Source organism: Kluyvera sp. (assembly GCF_965301105.1).
In genome coordinates, this window is the sequence record NZ_CBDKZX010000036.1 from 12,759 (window position 1) to 29,246 (window position 16,488).

Here is a 16,488-nt window from a genome sequence, read left to right on the forward strand (position 1 = left end):
CAACCCGCCGTGATTCGTAGTATATTGAGTGTATTGTTGGTTATCAGGTGCGCTTTATGTCCTACTCCATTGGTGAATTTTCCCGGCTTTGCGGCATTAATGCCACGACGCTTCGCGCCTGGCAGCGTCGCTACGGCCTGCTCAAGCCAGAGCGCACCGATGGCGGGCACCGTCAGTACAGCGATGATGATATCCAGCAGGCGCTCAAAATTCTCGACTGGGTGAAAAAGGGCGTGCCGGTCAGCCAGGTGAAACCGTTGCTGTCCCGCCCGGGGGCACGGCAAACCAATAACTGGCTCACCTTGCAGGAGAGCATGCTGCAACGCCTGAAAGAAGGCAAAATTGAGTCCCTGCGCCAGCTGATTTACGACGCCGGTCGCGAATATCCCCGTCCTGAACTGGTGACGGAAGTGCTGCGCCCGCTGCGCAGTAAAGTCTCGGCCAACGTCGCGGCAATGATGACGCTGCGGGAAATTCTCGACGGCATCATCATCTCCTACACCTCGTTTTGTCTGGAAGGGGATAAACGCGCGCCGGGTGATAATTACCTGATTACCGGCTGGCACCTTAGCGACCCTTGCGAAATCTGGCTTGAAGCGCTGAAACGTACCGGGCAGGGGCATCGCATTGATGTACTTCCCGCGGCGCCCGCCGCGCTGGCCCCGGAGATTTTCCCGCAGCGCAAATGGCTGCTGGTCACTTCCGGCAAACTCACCGTCGCGCGAAAAAAACAGATAGACCTCTGGCAGCAGCAGGTCGATTCTCTTGATGTGATCCCGCTGTAACACCTCCCTCTCAGCCATCCCGACGTTTTTTCCTTGCCGCTGTTCAGGTGGCAGGGCTGATTTTTGTCATTTTAAACCCATCACAGAATGCTTTTTATCAAATTGAATTTAAAAGGATTAAAAATTTATTTCATCCAAAACTTGGACAAATATTATTAATTGTGTAAGTTTTAAGTATGCCATCACACGATGTTGTTGCACGACAAGGTAGGATCTATGAGCGCATTGCCATCCGTCATCGACAGGTTTGTTGATTACTACTCCGGGCTGGACAGCCAGCCCGCTTCGGCGCTTGCCGCGATCTATGATGCGGATGCCACGCTTGTCGATCCTTTCGGCACCCATCGCGGGTTGCTGACGATCCAGCGTTATTTCACGCACCTGCTGGCTAACGTCAACGCCTGCCGCTTTGCCATTGAGACGCCGCTGTATGACGCGCCGCGTTGTGCCGTGGCATGGACCATGCACTGGTCGCATCCCCGCATTGCCGCAGGCGCATCGCTGGCCCTGAAAGGGTGCTCGATGGTTAAGATTCAGGATGACCGGATCGTTCACCAGCGCGATTACTACGATGCCGGCGAGATGCTCTACGAACACCTGCCGGTGCTGGGCTGGGCGGTGCGTGGCGTCAAACGGAGGGTGCGCTCATGATGACTGTCCTCATCACCGGCGCAACCTCCGGTATTGGCGCCGGGCTGGCAAAATCGTGGGCCGATGACGGTTATCACGTCATTGCCTGCGGCCGCGATGCCCTGCGCCTGGAAACGCTGCGCCTGTACAGCCCCAATATCACCGCGCTGCAGTTCGACATGACCGACCTGGATGCCTGTCGCCAGGCGCTTCAGGGGTGCTACGCCGATCTGGTCATTCTCTGTGCCGGAACCTGCGAGTATCTCGAACGCGGCGTCATCGACGCTGAGCGGGTCGCGCGGGTGATGACCACCAACTTCATGGGGCCGGTCAATTGTCTGGAAGCCTTGCAGTCGCAGCTGATTAGCGGCAGCCGCGTGGTGCTGGTGAGTTCAATGGCGCACTGGCTGCACTTCCCTCGGGCGGAAGCCTATGGCGCGTCGAAAGCGGCGTTAAGCTGGTTTGCCGACTGTCTGCGTCTGGACTGGGAGCCGAAAGGCGTTGCCGTTACCGTGGTTTCTCCGGGATTTGTCGATACGCCGCTAACCCGCAAAAACGACTTCCCCATGCCCGCTCAGGTGAGCGTGGAATATGCGGTGAAAGCCATTCGCCGCGGGATTGCGAAAGGGAAAAACCATATCGCCTTCCCAACCGCTTTTGGCATCGCGCTACGCGCGTTAGCCGGGCTTCCCGCATGTCTGCAACGCGTATTGTTACGCAGGATGGTGCGCTCATGAAGATCGCGATTATTGGCAGCGGCATCGCCGGGCTGACCTGCGCCTGGCGGCTCGCCGGCCATCATCAGGTCACCGTTTTTGAAGCGGAAGCGACGCCGGGCGGCCATACCGCGACGGTGGATGTCGCTACGCCGCAGGGACACTACGCCATTGATACCGGCTTTATTGTGTACAACGACCGCACCTATCCGCGTTTTATGGGGCTGCTGAGCGAACTGGGTATCCACGGCCAGAAAACGCAGATGAGTTTCTCGGTGCATAACCCGCAAAGCGGCCTTGAATATAACGGCCACACGCTCACCTCGCTGTTCGCCCAGCGACGTAACCTCGTGAACCCGGCATTCTGGGGGCTGCTGAAGGAGATTGTCCGCTTTAATCGTCTGGCCAAACAGGCGTTAAACGATGCCGACCCGTGCGCCACTTTGCAGATGTTCCTCGAAGAGCACCGTTTTGACGCCTTTTTTGCCCGTCATTACATCCTGCCGATGGGCGCGGCAATCTGGTCATCATCGCTACACGAAATGCGCCGTTTTCCGCTGCCGCTGTTTTTACGCTTCTTTGAGCATCACGGCCTGCTGGATATCCGCGACCGCCCACAGTGGTATGTGGTACCCGGCGGCTCGCGGGAGTACATTCGCGCGATGCTGGAACAGCTAGGCGATCGCCTGACGCTGCGCCTTAACGCGCCGGTACAGCAGGTGATTCGCTACGAGGGAGGGGTGAAAATCCAGCTTGAAGACGCCGTCCACGGCTTCGATCAGGTGATTTTCGCCTGCCACTCCCGACAGGCGCTGGCGATGCTGGAGGAACCCACGCCTGCCGAGCGAGACGTTCTGGGCGCTATCGGCTGGCAACGCAATGAAGTGGTGTTACACGGCGACCGCCGCTGGCTGCCGGTGCGTGAACGCGCCTGGGCAAGCTGGAACTATCGGCTGAGCGAACAGGAGCGGGACAGCGCCTGTGTCACCTACAACATGAATATTCTGCAGGGGTTGCCCGCAGGCAGCCCGCTGTTCTGCGTCACGCTCAATCCCGACGCCCCGATTGACGACCGCTACATCTGGCGACGCTTTGTTTACGAGCACCCGTTGTTTAACCCGGAAAGCTGGCGCGCGCAGGCGCGTCGCAGCGAGATCAACGGGTTACATCGCAGCTGGTTCTGCGGCGCTTACTGGTATAACGGTTTTCACGAGGACGGGGTTCGCAGCGCGCTGGATGTCGTGCACGGAATAGGGGCGCTCAAATGAACAGCTGCCTTTACCAGGGCGTGTTACGCCATCGCCGTTTTCAGCCCAAGGCGCACCAGTTTTGCTACCACGTGTTTATGGCCTGGCTCGATCTGGATGAACTGCCACAGCTTCCCGGCGTGGGGGTGAAGCGCAATCGCTTCGCGGCGGCGGCGTTCTATGATGCGGATTATCCGCTGGGAACGCCGTTAAAAGCGCGTGCGCTGGAGCAGCTTGCCCTGCTGACCGGCGAGCAGCCTGATGGCCGCGTTATGCTGCTGACGCAGTTGCGCTACCTCGGCTTCCATTTTAATCCGGTCAATTTTTACTACTGCTATGACCGTTCAGACAGCCTGCGGTGGGTGCTGGCCGAAGTCCGTAATACGCCGTGGAATGAGCGCCACTACTATGCCGTCGACGCCCAGGCGCTGCGGCCGGTGGAAAAAGCCTTCCATGTCTCGCCGTTTAACCCGATGGACATGATCTATCACTGGCGCTTTAACCCGCCGGGCAAAACGCTGCATATGCACATCGAAAATCATCAGACGGCGAAGATATTTGATGCCACCTTGACGCTGAAACGCGAGCCGCTGACGCGAACAAACCTGCGTTCACTGCTGCTGCGCATCCCGTTGATGACGCTGAAAACCGTACTCGCTATTTACTGGCAGGCGCTGAAGCTGTGGCTCAAGCGCGTGCCGCTATACACCCATCCGTGAGCAGGAGTAAACGATCATGACCGATCCCGTCTTTGCGCTTGAACCCGATATTCCGCGCAACGTCCGCATCGCGCGCTGGTTGCTTTTCCGGCTGCTGAGCGGCATTCGCCACGGCTCGCTGACGGTGCGGGAAGGGGCGCAAGCCTTTCAGTTTGGCGACGCGTCTGCCGCATTGCGCGCCGAAGTGCATATTCTCTCCCCCCGGGTGTACTGGCGGGCGCTGACCGGAGGAAGCCTGGCGGCGGCGGAAGCCTGGATTGACGGCGAGTGGCAAACGCATGACTTAACGTCATTGCTGGAGATCTTTGCGCTCAACGGCAGCACGCTAGGAAAGCTGGAGAACGGCTTTCGTCTGCTGGGCAGGCCCATCGAACGCCTGCGCCACTGGACGCGTCGCAACCATCGCCAGCAGGCGCGAGAAAATATCGCCGCGCATTACGACCTCGGTAATGAATTTTATGCGCACTTTCTCGATGAAGAGCTGCTCTATTCCAGCGCGCTGTTTACGGACGAAGAGCAGGCGTTGACGCAGGCTCAGCAGGCCAAAATGGCGCGTCTTTGCGAGCAGCTGGCGCTGACCGCCAGCGATCATCTTCTGGAGATTGGTACGGGGTGGGGCGCGATGGCGGAATTCGCCGCGCGGCATTATGGCTGCCGCGTCACCACCACCACGCTTTCGCAGGAGCAGTTCCTGTGGGCGAAAGCGCGCATTGCCCGCGCCGGGCTTGAGGATCGGGTGCAGGTGTTGCTGTGTGACTATCGCGATCTCACCGGGGAGTTCGACAAACTGGTCTCGGTGGAGATGATTGAGGCCGTCGGCCAGCGCTATCTTCCCACTTTCTTCCGCACCTGCCAGGCGCGCCTGCGTCCGGGGGGAAAAATGGCGATTCAGGCGATCACCATTCAGGATCAGCGCTATCGCGACTACAGCAAAAGCGTTGATTTTATTCAGCGTTATATCTTCCCCGGCGGTTTTTTGCCCAGCATCACGGTGATGAGTGAACTGATGACGCGGCATACCGATTTCGTGGTGCGCAACCTGTTTGATATGGGGCCGGACTATGCCCGCACGCTGGCGCACTGGCGGCAGCGTTTTACCCACGCCTGGCAGGATATCGAGAAACTGGGCTTCGACGAACGCTTTCGCCGGATGTGGCTGTACTACTTCGGCTACTGCGAGGCCGGTTTCAACGCCCGCACGATAAGCGTGGTGCAACTGACGGCAGAGCGCGTATGAAACGCTATCTGCAGATTTTTCTGTTAGCCGTCGGCTTCGACCTTTACTGGTTTCTGGTGGTGTTCTTTCGGGAGCAAGGGCTGGTGTTGTGGCTCGGGATAGCCATTCTGGCCCTGATGCTGCTGCCCACCGCGCGCCGTTTATACGCGTTACTGCTGGCGGTGGCGGGCAGCTGTCTGGATGCGCTCTGGGCGCTGACGGGGCTGATTGATTTTCATGGCGAAGGCGTACTGCCGCTCTGGATGATTGCGCTATGGCTGATGTTCGCGACGGTCTGGACGCAGCTCGCCAGTTCAACCACGCTGCCGGGATGGATACTGGCGCTGATGGCGGTTTGCGGCGGACCGGTCGCCTACTGGCTGGGACAACGTCTGGGCGCTATCACCTTTTTGCAACCGACGATTGTCGTTGTCGGCGCGCTGACGACAGGCTGGCTGGTGTTAATGCTGTTATTTCACATTCTGTTGGGGAGACGGCAATGAAATCTGCGCTACTGATGCTGTTGTGTCTGGCGGTCGCTGCGCCATCGGCCGTTGCTGCGGACTGGTTAAGCTGGCGGAAAGTCGGCGACGCGACGCTGACCTGGGGGCCGTTCACGGTCTATACCTCTCAGCTCCGCGCGCCGGACGGGCAATATCATGGTTTAACCCAGGATCAGGCGCTGATCATCACCTACGCCCGGCATATTGAGCGGGAGGATCTGGTTAACGCCACCCGCGAGCAGTGGCAGGCGCAGGGGATTCTGGCGCGTGAGGCACAGAGCCAGGCCTGGCTGCGCATGCTGGCGGAATTATGGCCGGACGTCGAACCGGGTACGCAGCTGGCCTTCGTGCTGAACGATAAACAGGGGCAATTCTGGTACCGCGCCTCGGCGGCGCAAACGCGCTTTATGCCGCTGGGGCCACGGCAGTCGGCGGATTTCAGCCAAAACTTTCTCGCCATCTGGCTCGATCCGCGTACGCAATACCCGGAGCTGCGCCAGCAGCTCACTGGAGGTCAAAAATGAAACGTTTACTGGCTTTAAGTCTGCCCTTAATGATGCAACTGACGGGCTGTAGCGCCGACATCGCCGACTACCGCCAGCAGCAACCTCGGCTGGATATTTTCCAGTATTTCCAAGGGGAAACTCAGGCATGGGGGATGGTTCAGGATCGCAGCGGCAAACAGCTGCGACGTTTCCACGTGGCTATCAATGGCGACGTGGTGGGCAATACCTTAACCCTGAATGAACGGTTTGTTTATGACGATGGCGAGAAGCAGCAGCGGGTGTGGCACATCAGACGGCTTGGCGACGATCGTTATGAGGGAACCGCCGGAGACATCGAAGGGGTCGCCAAAGGGCAGGCGGCCGGAAACGCGTTCAACTGGCATTACAGCATGAATGTGAAAGCCAGCGGCAAAACCTGGCTACTGCATTTTGACGACTGGATGTATCTGCAGGATGGCAACCATCTGTTTAACAAAACCGAGATGAAGAAATTCGGTTTCACCGTCGGTACGGTGACGCTGTTCTTCTCCCGTAAAGCGCCATAACGAGGAGGATGCCATGAAAATGCAACCGGTGATTGGGATCAGCAGCTGTTTAACCGGCGCGGCCGTGCGCTTCGACGGCGGCCATAAACGGACGGACTTTGTAATGGACCGGTTGGCGCAGTGGGTCACATTCCGGCCCATTTGCCCGGAGATGGCGATTGGCCTGCCGACCCCCCGCCCGGCGCTGCGGCTGGTGCAAACCACCGCAGGTGATATCCGTATGCGGTTCAGCCACGCGCCTCACGAAGACGTCAGTGAAAAAATGGCCGACTTTAGCGCCGGGTATCTGGCCGGATTAGGCGAGCTCTCCGGTTTTATTGTCTGCGCCAAATCACCCAGCTGTGGTATGGAGCGGGTGCGGCTGTATGACGAGAAGGGCAATCGCGGGCGAAAAGAAGGGACGGGGCTGTTTACCGCCGCGCTGATGGCGAAGTACCCGTGGCTGCCGGTGGAAGAAGACGGGCGGCTGCACGATCCGCTGCTGCGCGAGAACTTTGTCGAACGGGTCTTTGCGCTGCATGAGCTGCAGCAACTGCGTAAAAATGGCCTGACGCGGCGGGCGCTGCTTGATTTTCATAGTCGCTATAAACTGCAGCTGCTGGCGCATCACCAGGCCGGGTATCGGGAGATCGGGCCGTTTGTCGCCTCACTGCATACGTGGGAGGATCTGGACGCATTCTTTGAGGCGTATCGCGATAAGCTGATGGCTATTCTCAAGAAACCGGCTTCGCGTAAAAACCATACCAACGTGTTGATGCATATTCAGGGCTACTTTCGTAATCAGCTCAACACGCGGCAGCGTACGGAGCTGCGGGATGTGATTCTTCATTATCGTGCGGGGGTGCTGCCCATTCTTGCGCCGATGACGCTACTGAAACACTATCTTGCGGAATACCCGGATGGCTATCTGTTGACGCAGAATTATTTCGACCCCTATCCGCAAGACCTGGCGCTGCGTCTGGCGGTGAATTAGCGTTGGGAGAGTCGGCGTCGGTATCTTCCCGCCGCCGACACTGCGTATAATGCGGCGTCGAAATCGTTTAAACAGGACTGCCGTTAATTCTATGAATCTCAACCGCTGGTGTTATTTGCTGCTGGCCCTCGCGGCGATCGCGAGCCTGTTTACCGCGCATCCTGTGATGATGTGGCTGCTGTTGGCGAACCTGCTGACGCTGGTGATTTACGGGGTCGATAAGATGGCGGCACGCAAGGACTGGCGAAGAGTGCCTGAAGCGACGTTGCTGTTCTTTGGCGTGGTAGGGGGATGGGTTGGCGCGATGATCGGGCAGCAAGTTTTTCGCCATAAAACCCAAAAGCAGCCCTTTAAAACCTACTTTATGATCAGCGTCATCGTCAGTATCTCTGCCACCATCGCCATCTATTATTTCTCGCCGTTTCGCGCTTTCTGACCCTCAACGCATTCTGCCCGCGGTCATGCTAACCCGCGGGCGTTATCTCTCATTGACACCCTAAATGGGTCATTGTATAAAACTCCGCCTCAGTAATGAGTTTCATTTACATTAAAAAAAGACCACCCGGTTTTCGATAACCCTTTTGATGAAGGATAGCGTTTAAATGAAAAAGACCCTCTGCGCGTTGGGCCTGGTGTTGGCGTCGGTCAGCTCGGCTATGGCAACGACCTATCCTCTGACCATTGAAAACTGCGGCTATCAAGAGACATTCAGCAAACCGCCGGAGCGCGTTGTGGCGCTGGGACAAAATACGGTTGAGATTTTGCTGCTGCTCGGCCTGCAAAATAACGTGGTCGCCAGCGCCTTCTGGCCAACGAAGGTGCTGCCGCAGTTGGCAAAGCAGAATGAAAAAATCAAACTGCTGACGGTGGAGATTCCTACGCTTGAATCTATTCTGGCGCAAAACCCTGATTTTGTTCCGTCACAAAACCCCCTCTTATTAGGCCCGGAAAGTAAAGTGGCTAAACGAGAAGACTTCGCGACTCTCGGCGTAAACAGCTATGTTTCACCCGGCATGTGCGCCACCAAAAAAGGCACGGGCGATATGTACGGCAGCCGTCAGCAGCTCTGGGACATGACCTGGCTATATAAAGAGATTGAAGACTTCGCCACCATTTTTAATGTGCAGGACCGGGGCACCGCGCTGGTGGCGGATTTCAAAAAGCGTGAAAATGCGCTGCGCGCGGAGTTCAGCAAGAATAAAAAAGATCTCTCCTTCGTTTTCTGGTTCTCCAGCGCATCGCCTTCAGCTGATGCCTACGTTGGGGGGAAAAATAGCGCCTCGGGCTTTATTGCCAACGTGCTGGGCGGCCATAACGCCATTACGTCTGAAACCGAATGGCCGACGGTAAGCTGGGAAAGCATTATCGCGGCGAACCCGGATGTGATTGTGGTCTCCAGCCTCGACCGTAACCGCTGGGCGCTGGATAACGCAGAAGAAAAAATCAAATTCCTGAAAACCGATCCGGCAGTCAGCCAGCTGGACGCGGTGAAAAAAGGCCATATCGTGGTGATGGACGGGCAGGCGATGAACCCGACCATCCGCACTCTTTACGGCGCTGAACAGGTGGGCGAACAGCTCAGAAAACTGGGGCTCAACTGATGACGGCTGCCGCTATTGCGTCACGTCAGGGGCTGTTTCTGACCACCTCGTGCCTGTTATCTATCATCTTGTTATTGCTGGTGATTGCGGTAGGCGTCAGCGTGGGAGAGCTTGCCATCCCGCTGCAAAACGTCTTTTACGCCATCGGTAATAAGATGGGGCTGACCGACGTTCCGCTTAATCGTATCTATGAAAGCGTGATTTGGGACTTTCGCCTGAGCCGCGCGCTGGTGGCGGCTTGCTGTGGCGCGGGGCTGGCTATCTGCGGCGCGGTGTTACAGAGCCTGCTGAAGAATGCGCTGGCGGAACCCTATGTCCTCGGCGTCTCTGCCGGGGCGTCGACGGGGGCGGTTTCCGTGGTCGTGCTGGGGATCGGCACCGGCGCGGTATCGCTGTCCGCCGGGGCGTTTGCCGGGGCCTTTGCCGCTTTTGCCTTCGTGGCTTTTCTGACCAACGGCGCCCGTGGGGGGAACGAACGCACTATTCTGGCGGGCGTTGCCGCTTCTCAGCTGTTCAACGCCATTACTGCCTACACCATCAGCACCTCCGCCAGCGCGCAGCAGGCGCGTGACGTGATGTTCTGGCTGCTGGGCAGTTTTAGCGGCGTGCGCTGGCCGGAATTCCAGCTGGTGCTGGTGGTGGTGGTGATTGGCCTGGTCGTTTGTTTGTATTATTCCCGGGCGCTGGATGCCTTTACCTTTGGCGATGATGCCGCCGCCTCGCTGGGGATCGCGGTCCCCTGGGTGCGCCTCATCCTCTTTACCACCACCGCGCTAATCACTGCGACCATCGTCAGCATGGCCGGCTCGATTGGCTTTGTGGGGCTGGTGGTCCCCCACGTGATGCGCTTCTTCTTTGGCCCGCTACACCGCACGCTGCTGATTGCCTGCGCGCTAGCCGGAGCGATTTTAATGGTGCTGGCGGATATCGCCTCTCGCCTGCTGATTGCGCCGCAAAGCCTGCCGGTAGGCGTGGTGACGGCGCTGGTCGGCGTGCCATTCTTTGCGATCATTATCTACCGTTCAAGGAATAAGTGATGAGTATCTGCGCTGAACATATTACCTGGAAGGTCGGTAAAAAGGTCATCGTCAACGACGTTTCGCTACAGGTTGCGCGCGGTGAAACCGTGGGGCTGCTTGGCCCTAACGGCTGCGGCAAATCGTCGCTGCTGCGCATTCTTGCAGGCCTGCGTCGCCCGGATGCGGGCTGCGTGACGCTCGATGGTAAAGACATTGCGAAGATGGCGAAAAAGCAGCTTGCTCGCCGGGTGGCGTTTGTTGAGCAGCACGGTATGACTGACGCCAATATGCGCGTTCGCGACGTGGTCAAACTGGGGCGAATTCCGCATCATACGCCATTTTCTAACTGGAGCACGCACGATGACGAAACCGTCACCGCGGCGCTGCAACGCGTCGATATGCTGGATAAAAGTGAGCAGGGGTGGCTGAGTTTGTCCGGCGGGGAGCGTCAGCGGGTGCATATCGCCCGTGCTTTGGCGCAGACGCCGACGGAGATTTTGCTTGATGAACCGACCAACCACCTCGATATTCATCACCAGATGCAGTTAATGCAGCTGATTAGCGAACTGCCGGTGACCAGCATTGTGGCTATTCACGATCTTAACCATGCCGCCATGTTCTGCGATTCGCTGATTGTGATGCAAAAAGGGCAAATTATCGCCAGCGGAACGCCGCAGGATATTCTCAGTGAGGAACTGCTGTGGGATGTTTTTCGCGTGAAGACCAAAATTGAGATTTCCCGCTTCCATGGTAAAAAACATATCCACTTTATTGTTTAAGGCCGGATAATTGCATGCTGCGTTTTCCCCTGCGCCCCGCTACGACGCTCTGGCCGCCGGTATTACTGGGTAGCCAGTTTGTCTTTAATATCGGCTTCTATGCGGTAGTGCCGTTTCTCGCGATATTTCTGCGCGACGACATGCTGCTTTCCGGTGGGCTGATTGGCCTGATTCTGGGGCTGCGTACTTTCTCACAGCAGGGGATGTTTATTATCGGCGGCGCGCTCTCCGACCGGTTTGGCGCGCGTGCGATTATCCTGATTGGCTGTGTTATCCGGGTTGTGGGATATCTGCTGTTGGCGCTGGGCCAATCGCTGTGGCCGATTATTCTGGGAGCCTGCCTGACGGGGATCGGCGGGGCGCTGTTTTCACCCTCCATTGAAGCCTTGCTGGCCAAAGCGGGAACACAAAGTGAGGCGAGCGGCAAACGCAGCCGCGCGGAGTGGTTCGCGCTGTTTGCGGTCTGCGGTGAGCTTGGTGCCGTGCTGGGGCCCGCGTTGGGCGCGCTACTGACGGGCTTTGGTTTTCGTCAGGTTGCGCTGGCGGGGGCAGGGGTTTTTATCGTTGCGCTGATCCTGCTCTCCTTCGCTTTGCCCGCCGCGCCGCGACGCACGCAGAAGATCAACATCCTGCCGTGGTGGACGACATTTCGTCAGCCGCGTTTCGTGGCGTTTATTATCGCCTACAGTTCGTGGCTGCTAAGCTATAACCAACTCTATCTGGCGCTGCCCGTTGAGATCCAGCGCGCGGGCGGCAGTGAAAAAGATCTCGGACCGCTGTTTATGCTCGCCTCGCTGCTGATTGTGGCGTTGCAGCTGCCGCTGGCGCGTGTTGCTCATCGCGTGGGGGCCGTCCGGATCCTGCCGGTGGGCTTTTTGCTGCTCTCCGCCGCTTTCGCCAGCGTGGCGCTGTTCGCCTCGACGCCGCCGGCAGAAGGCTGGCAGCGATTGATTCCGTCGATATGTTTTGTGACGCTGCTGACCTTAGGGCAAATGCTGCTGGTGCCGTCGGCTAAGGATCTGATCCCCCGTTTTGCTGAGGAGTCGACGCTTGGCGCGCACTATGGCGCGCTCGCCACTGCCGGCGGCGTCGCGGTGCTGGCGGGGAATTTAGCGTTTGGCGGGCTGCTTGACGAGGCGCTGACCCCTTCAACGCAGGCCATCTATCCCTGGCTTTTGCTGGCGCTGTTTCCCTTGTGCAGCGCCGTGGCGATGGTGCTGATTTGCCGCCCGTTGCTCACCAAAACCCGATTTGGTTAAGGAAGCTGCCCAGGCCTTCGCAGGTGTATTGCTGTTAACCGGCTGCGTGGTGGGAAATCGGAATTGCTTCGATGACGACAATGTTTTGCCATAAGGATCCCGATATGAATCGTTTTTATCAACTCACCGCGACGAGTCTGGATGGTCAGCTTATCCCGATGGCAGACTACGCCGGTAAGCTGGTTCTGGTAGTCAATACTGCCAGCCATTGTGGCTTCACGCCGCAATACGCAGGTCTTGAAGCGCTCTACAAGAAGTATGCCGACCAGGGGCTGGTGGTGCTGGGTTTTCCCTGCAACCAGTTTGGTCAGCAGGAACCCGGAAATGCAGATGACATCGCGCAGACCTGCCACATCAACTACGGTGTGAGCTTCCCGATGTTCGAGAAAGTGGAAGTCAACGGTGCGGCGGCGCACCCGGTGTTTTGTTATCTGAAGGATGCGTTGCCTGGCGTGCTGGGTGGGCGAATCAAGTGGAACTTCACCAAGTTTCTGATTGGCCGCGACGGCAAACCGCTTAAACGTTTTGCGCCGTTGACGACCCCGGAGAAAATGGAAGCTGCAATTAAGGCCGCGCTTGATATCTGAGTTTCCTGTTATTTGATTTTATTTCAGGATGCTCGGGCGGAGCTTAAAAAAACAAACAGGACTGATGCTGTCGATATCGCGATCTTTAAAATTGATGCTCATCACATTGACGCGTTCTTAAATGAATTTAACTTAAATCTCTTTCTATACTCTTTATTTGTTCATCTTTTCCGAGGAATAAATAATGTTCGATCATGTGAAATTCGGCGTAAGTGATTACGAAAAAAGTAAAACGTTCTTCCTCAACGCGCTTCAGCCGCTTGGCGTGAAGCTTATCGATGAAGGCACACCGGATTACGGTGTTGAAATGAGTTCCGACAATGTTTCACTTTGCCTGTTCCACACGAATGACAAACCGGCTCCTCTGCATCTGGCGTTTGTCGCCAAAACCCGGCAGCAAGTTGATGAGTTTTACAATGCCGCTTTGCGTGCGGGCGCCCAGGATAACGGAGCGCCAGGCTTACGTTCCTACGGTGAAAACTACTATGCGGCATTTGTCATTGCCCCTGATGGTCATAATATTGAGGCGGTCTGCCATGCGCCGGGATGATTAAAGGCCAGCTATCCGAGGGATTGGGACGGGGAGGGGCATTTTTTGACTGTGATAAATGTTGGGTAAACGTCGTCTGGCTGTTTACCTCATACCGGCAGGTAAAGAAACTGTGCATCCGGGAAACGGCGGATGCTACGGGATACCATGCTTCGCAGTTTGCGCCAGGAGCGAACAATGCAAACCTTGCGAGGGCGTTAATTTACAACGGGAACGTCGTCGAGGTGTTTAACAAAACGCTTCCTCACTTCCTGATAACCATTATCTTCATAAAACTTGTGTGCTCTGACTCTTCTTTCACTGCTTGAAAGCTCAATTTGAGAACATCCTTTCTCCAGGGCGATTTGCTCAGCGGCGATGAGGAGCTTCCGCCCGATCCCTGCCCCTCGCAATGATTCATCTATGACCAGAGCTGAAATTAATGCCCATAAGCTATTTTCATGCAGAGGCGTGATAAAATTCATCACAATAACCCCGCAAAGTTCTTTTTCTGATTCGGCAACCAATATGCTAAGACCGGTATGCTCCTGCGCAATGTGCTTTTCTAAGCGTACTCCCTCTGTTTGATATCCCAGTTGCAGAAACAACTTACTTAGAGAGGGTATATCTTTTAACTTTGGCGTCCTGATTAAGACCATGCCATAACCTCCTTCATAATCGTTTAGTGAAAAGTTGGTGGTTCTTTTGTAGGGATACTTACAGTAGTAGGTGAAATGGTCAGTTCCAGTATTCATATTTCGCCGTCATTACGGCGTTATGTTTGTCGACATATTGTTTACCTGTCCGATCGGTTGGGGTGATCGTAATATCCATATTGGCATGAGTGCACTCTCCATGTGTGTTCCACTCCTCGCAGGTGGTCAGATTTTTTTCGATGGTGAAATAGGTTTGGGTCTTGCTCAGGGTCAACTCGCGGCCCTGGTTATCATAGCCATACTCTTCTATGGTTGAGGGTGACTGGGTTTTGATCAGGCGATGATGGTCATCATAACTGTATACAATCGTATTATTATCTATCGCCATACTTCCTTTGCTTGTTGCGCTTGCCAGTAATCCTGACGAATTGAAGACGTAGTCGATTGTGCTCACTGTGGTTTTGTCTTTATCTTCCGGTTTTGTGGCCGCGATAATTGATCGATTAATCGCGCGGCTGATAATTCCTTTATTGTTAAGCTGGTACATTCCCTCAAGAGTCTGCTGATATACCTGTGTGGTTTTCTGGCTTTTCTTATCGGTTATGACCCCGTTTGAGTCTCCCTGGATGCTCCAGCCAAATTCTGTTTTATTCAACTGAATTTCAGAGGTTGCCGTGAAAACGGTTTCCTGGCCTGTTGAGGTTTTGACCTCTTTCATATGGCCGCCAATTAGCTCACCGCATTGACTGAAGTTGCTTTGAACCGATGTGCGGAGATACCCATCAGGACTATCAATAGTCATTGATACAGATTTGGGAATTTCAGTTCTTGTCTGCTGGCTCAGAAGGATGAAGTTGTTCAGTTTGTTTTTAGCGAAGGTTTCCCCAGTGCATTGTGCTGCATAAGCCTGAAATGTGCAGAGGGATAAGAAAGTAATAAACAGGTTTTTATTATTAAATGACACTATTTGTTGTCCTCGTGAACCGATCAGTTATTCAGATTTGGTTACGTTAGCGCAGTTTTGTTTCCTTGGATGCTCGTCAGATTTGACTCACTTGTCAATCAGTGAATTCACCGTAATCTGGCTACATGCTTTGTACAATCAGGTCTGCTCCTCGCTCATAGGAACCTTCAGTTCTGTTAGCTTGTCTGCTCAGTGCCAAAAGCGAACCGTTTTGTTTTGGAGCATCATGTTTATTGACTGATTGCCGATAATGATGCGTACAGATGATTTTTGTGGGAAGAATTTATTGTTAATTTTATGTTAATGTTTTAGTCTGATTGCAATTTATATTAAAAAAAACAGCCAATGTAACCTGACTATTCAAGGAGATATGATGATTTTGCAGCAGGCTCCTCAGCTAGAGACTGAGCGCTTAATTCTAAAACATTTCACGTTGGAAGATTTTTCTGCTCTTCAGGCATGCTGGGCTGATCCAGAAATGGTTAAGATAAATGGCGGGGAAGTTCCCACGTCAGAAGCAGTATGGGCCCGCTTGTTACGTTATATAGGCCACTGGCAAGCGTTAGGCTATGGTTACTGGGCCGTTTTTGAGAAAGCGACCCATCTTTATATTGGCGCATTTGGGTTTCAGGATGCGCATCGTAATATTGAGCCAGCATTAACCTATCCAGAAGCCGGATGGACAATTATCGCAGAAATGCGCGGAAAGGGTTACGCCAATGAGGCATTGGCAGCGATCTTAGGCTGGGCCGACCAGACATTTACCTCCCCGGTATGCTGTATTATTGCGGAAGAAAACCAGCGTTCAAATTATTTGGCTGAGCGATTTGGTTTTCAATACCAGAATCATGTTAAATACCATAATAGAAATGTACGCCTGTTAATCCGTCCACTGTCCTCTGTTTAGTTTCAATTAAGTGTCAACTTTGCCATTGTCAAAAAAATGAAAATCAGGAGTGTTCATATGATTCAAATGGATCACCGGTTATGGAGAAACAGCAATCCTGTGATTCCTGACAGAATGTCCACTCCTCGCTGACACCCCTATCACAACTTTCCTGACACGTAATTCAGACGGAAAAAGTTACCTGTTCAGTGGTGTAATGGGGGCTAGCTCGCTGCATGTCGGTACGCTTTCCCGCGGAGATGTCATTAATACGCCAGAGCTTGCCCGAAAAGATCTGCGCGTTTTGCAGAAACTAAGTAAAGAGCTGCCAGAATGGGTATTTATTTACCGGGCAGCAGAGCAAGAAT

General features: G+C 55.0%; 19 protein-coding genes and 1 pseudogene. 18 read left to right on the top strand and 2 right to left on the bottom strand.

The genetic code is table 11. From position 1 onward, the window contains the following. Positions 1–56 precede the first annotated feature (56 nt). The 17 genes and pseudogenes from ACW14G_RS13460 to ACW14G_RS13540 all read left to right on the top strand — a co-directional run bounded on the left by ACW14G_RS13460 (position 57) and on the right by ACW14G_RS13540 (position 13,635). Positions 57–785 (top strand): MerR family transcriptional regulator, encoded by a 729-nt coding sequence (locus tag ACW14G_RS13460; RefSeq protein ID WP_163449070.1) that lies wholly within the window; start codon positions 57–59, stop codon positions 783–785. Between the two features lie 216 nt (positions 786–1,001). After that, complete coding sequence (locus tag ACW14G_RS13465; protein ID WP_163449069.1) at positions 1,002–1,436, top strand: nuclear transport factor 2 family protein; 435 nt, start codon at positions 1,002–1,004, stop codon at positions 1,434–1,436. Continuing rightward, entirely contained in the window at positions 1,433–2,152 is a 720-nt protein-coding gene (locus ACW14G_RS13470) for an SDR family NAD(P)-dependent oxidoreductase (RefSeq protein WP_163449068.1), read from the top strand. Before ACW14G_RS13465 ends, ACW14G_RS13470 begins: the two co-directional genes overlap by 4 nt. Continuing rightward, the gene (locus ACW14G_RS13475) at positions 2,149–3,399 is read left to right on the top strand and encodes an NAD(P)/FAD-dependent oxidoreductase (RefSeq protein ID WP_163449067.1); all 1,251 of its coding nucleotides are present in this window, start codon (positions 2,149–2,151) and stop codon (positions 3,397–3,399) included. The genes ACW14G_RS13470 and ACW14G_RS13475 overlap by 4 nt, the downstream gene beginning before the upstream one ends. Further along, positions 3,396–4,117 (top strand): annotated as a pseudogene (locus tag ACW14G_RS13480) (DUF1365 domain-containing protein). Before ACW14G_RS13475 ends, ACW14G_RS13480 begins: the two are co-directional and overlap by 4 nt. Then, the gene (locus ACW14G_RS13485) at positions 4,114–5,334 is read left to right on the top strand and encodes an SAM-dependent methyltransferase (protein WP_163449065.1); all 1,221 of its coding nucleotides are present in this window, start codon (positions 4,114–4,116) and stop codon (positions 5,332–5,334) included. Before ACW14G_RS13480 ends, ACW14G_RS13485 begins: the two are co-directional and overlap by 4 nt. Further along, the gene (locus ACW14G_RS13490) at positions 5,331–5,816 is read left to right on the top strand and encodes a DUF2878 domain-containing protein (RefSeq protein ID WP_249022972.1); all 486 of its coding nucleotides are present in this window, start codon (positions 5,331–5,333) and stop codon (positions 5,814–5,816) included. Before ACW14G_RS13485 ends, ACW14G_RS13490 begins: the two co-directional genes overlap by 4 nt. Further along, on the top strand, positions 5,813–6,340 hold the full coding sequence (locus tag ACW14G_RS13495; RefSeq protein ID WP_223803040.1) for a hypothetical protein: 528 nt from the start codon (positions 5,813–5,815) through the stop codon (positions 6,338–6,340). The genes ACW14G_RS13490 and ACW14G_RS13495 overlap by 4 nt, the downstream gene beginning before the upstream one ends. Beyond that, on the top strand, positions 6,337–6,867 hold the full coding sequence (locus tag ACW14G_RS13500) for a DUF3833 domain-containing protein (RefSeq protein WP_249022973.1): 531 nt from the start codon (positions 6,337–6,339) through the stop codon (positions 6,865–6,867). Before ACW14G_RS13495 ends, ACW14G_RS13500 begins: the two co-directional genes overlap by 4 nt. A 13-nt stretch (positions 6,868–6,880) precedes the next feature. Further along, positions 6,881–7,840, top strand: a complete 960-nt coding sequence (locus ACW14G_RS13505) for a YbgA family protein (RefSeq protein ID WP_249022974.1) — start codon at positions 6,881–6,883, stop codon at positions 7,838–7,840. Between the two features lie 91 nt (positions 7,841–7,931). Next, positions 7,932–8,276 carry a DUF1294 domain-containing protein gene (locus ACW14G_RS13510; protein WP_167575363.1) on the top strand — a complete coding sequence of 115 codons (345 nt, stop codon included), beginning with the start codon at positions 7,932–7,934 and terminating at the stop codon, positions 8,274–8,276. A gap of 166 nt (positions 8,277–8,442) precedes the next feature. After that, positions 8,443–9,441 carry a siderophore ABC transporter substrate-binding protein EitA gene (eitA, locus tag ACW14G_RS13515; protein WP_163449060.1) on the top strand — a complete coding sequence of 333 codons (999 nt, stop codon included), beginning with the start codon at positions 8,443–8,445 and terminating at the stop codon, positions 9,439–9,441. Continuing rightward, positions 9,441–10,478 carry a FecCD family ABC transporter permease gene (locus tag ACW14G_RS13520; RefSeq protein ID WP_249022975.1) on the top strand — a complete coding sequence of 346 codons (1,038 nt, stop codon included), beginning with the start codon at positions 9,441–9,443 and terminating at the stop codon, positions 10,476–10,478. The genes eitA and ACW14G_RS13520 overlap by 1 nt, the downstream gene beginning before the upstream one ends. Further along, a complete protein-coding gene (gene eitC, locus ACW14G_RS13525; protein WP_249022976.1) occupies positions 10,478–11,239 on the top strand; it encodes a siderophore ABC transporter ATP-binding protein EitC in 762 nt (253 codons plus the stop codon). The genes ACW14G_RS13520 and eitC overlap by 1 nt, the downstream gene beginning before the upstream one ends. 14 nt (positions 11,240–11,253) lie before the next feature. Further along, positions 11,254–12,498 (top strand): MDR family MFS transporter, encoded by a 1,245-nt coding sequence (locus ACW14G_RS13530; protein ID WP_249022977.1) that lies wholly within the window; start codon positions 11,254–11,256, stop codon positions 12,496–12,498. Positions 12,499–12,602: 104 nt separating this feature from the next. Next, entirely contained in the window at positions 12,603–13,085 is a 483-nt protein-coding gene (locus ACW14G_RS13535; RefSeq protein ID WP_163449056.1) for a glutathione peroxidase, read from the top strand. 184 nt (positions 13,086–13,269) lie between these two features. Then, positions 13,270–13,635, top strand: coding sequence for a VOC family protein (locus tag ACW14G_RS13540; RefSeq protein ID WP_163449055.1), 366 nt, complete (start codon positions 13,270–13,272; stop codon positions 13,633–13,635). A gap of 197 nt (positions 13,636–13,832) precedes the next feature. Here the strand turns inward: ACW14G_RS13540 and ACW14G_RS13545 are convergent, their stop codons facing one another. Beyond that, complete coding sequence (locus ACW14G_RS13545; protein ID WP_249023301.1) at positions 13,833–14,273, bottom strand: GNAT family N-acetyltransferase; 441 nt, start codon at positions 14,271–14,273, stop codon at positions 13,833–13,835. A gap of 79 nt (positions 14,274–14,352) precedes the next feature. Continuing rightward, positions 14,353–15,234 (bottom strand): hypothetical protein, encoded by an 882-nt coding sequence (locus ACW14G_RS13550; protein WP_249022978.1) that lies wholly within the window; start codon positions 15,232–15,234, stop codon positions 14,353–14,355. 373 nt (positions 15,235–15,607) lie between these two features. Here ACW14G_RS13550 and ACW14G_RS13555 point away from each other — a divergent pair, with 373 nt between their 5' ends. After that, complete coding sequence (locus ACW14G_RS13555; protein WP_249023302.1) at positions 15,608–16,141, top strand: GNAT family N-acetyltransferase; 534 nt, start codon at positions 15,608–15,610, stop codon at positions 16,139–16,141. The last annotated feature ends 347 nt before the right edge of the window (positions 16,142–16,488 follow it).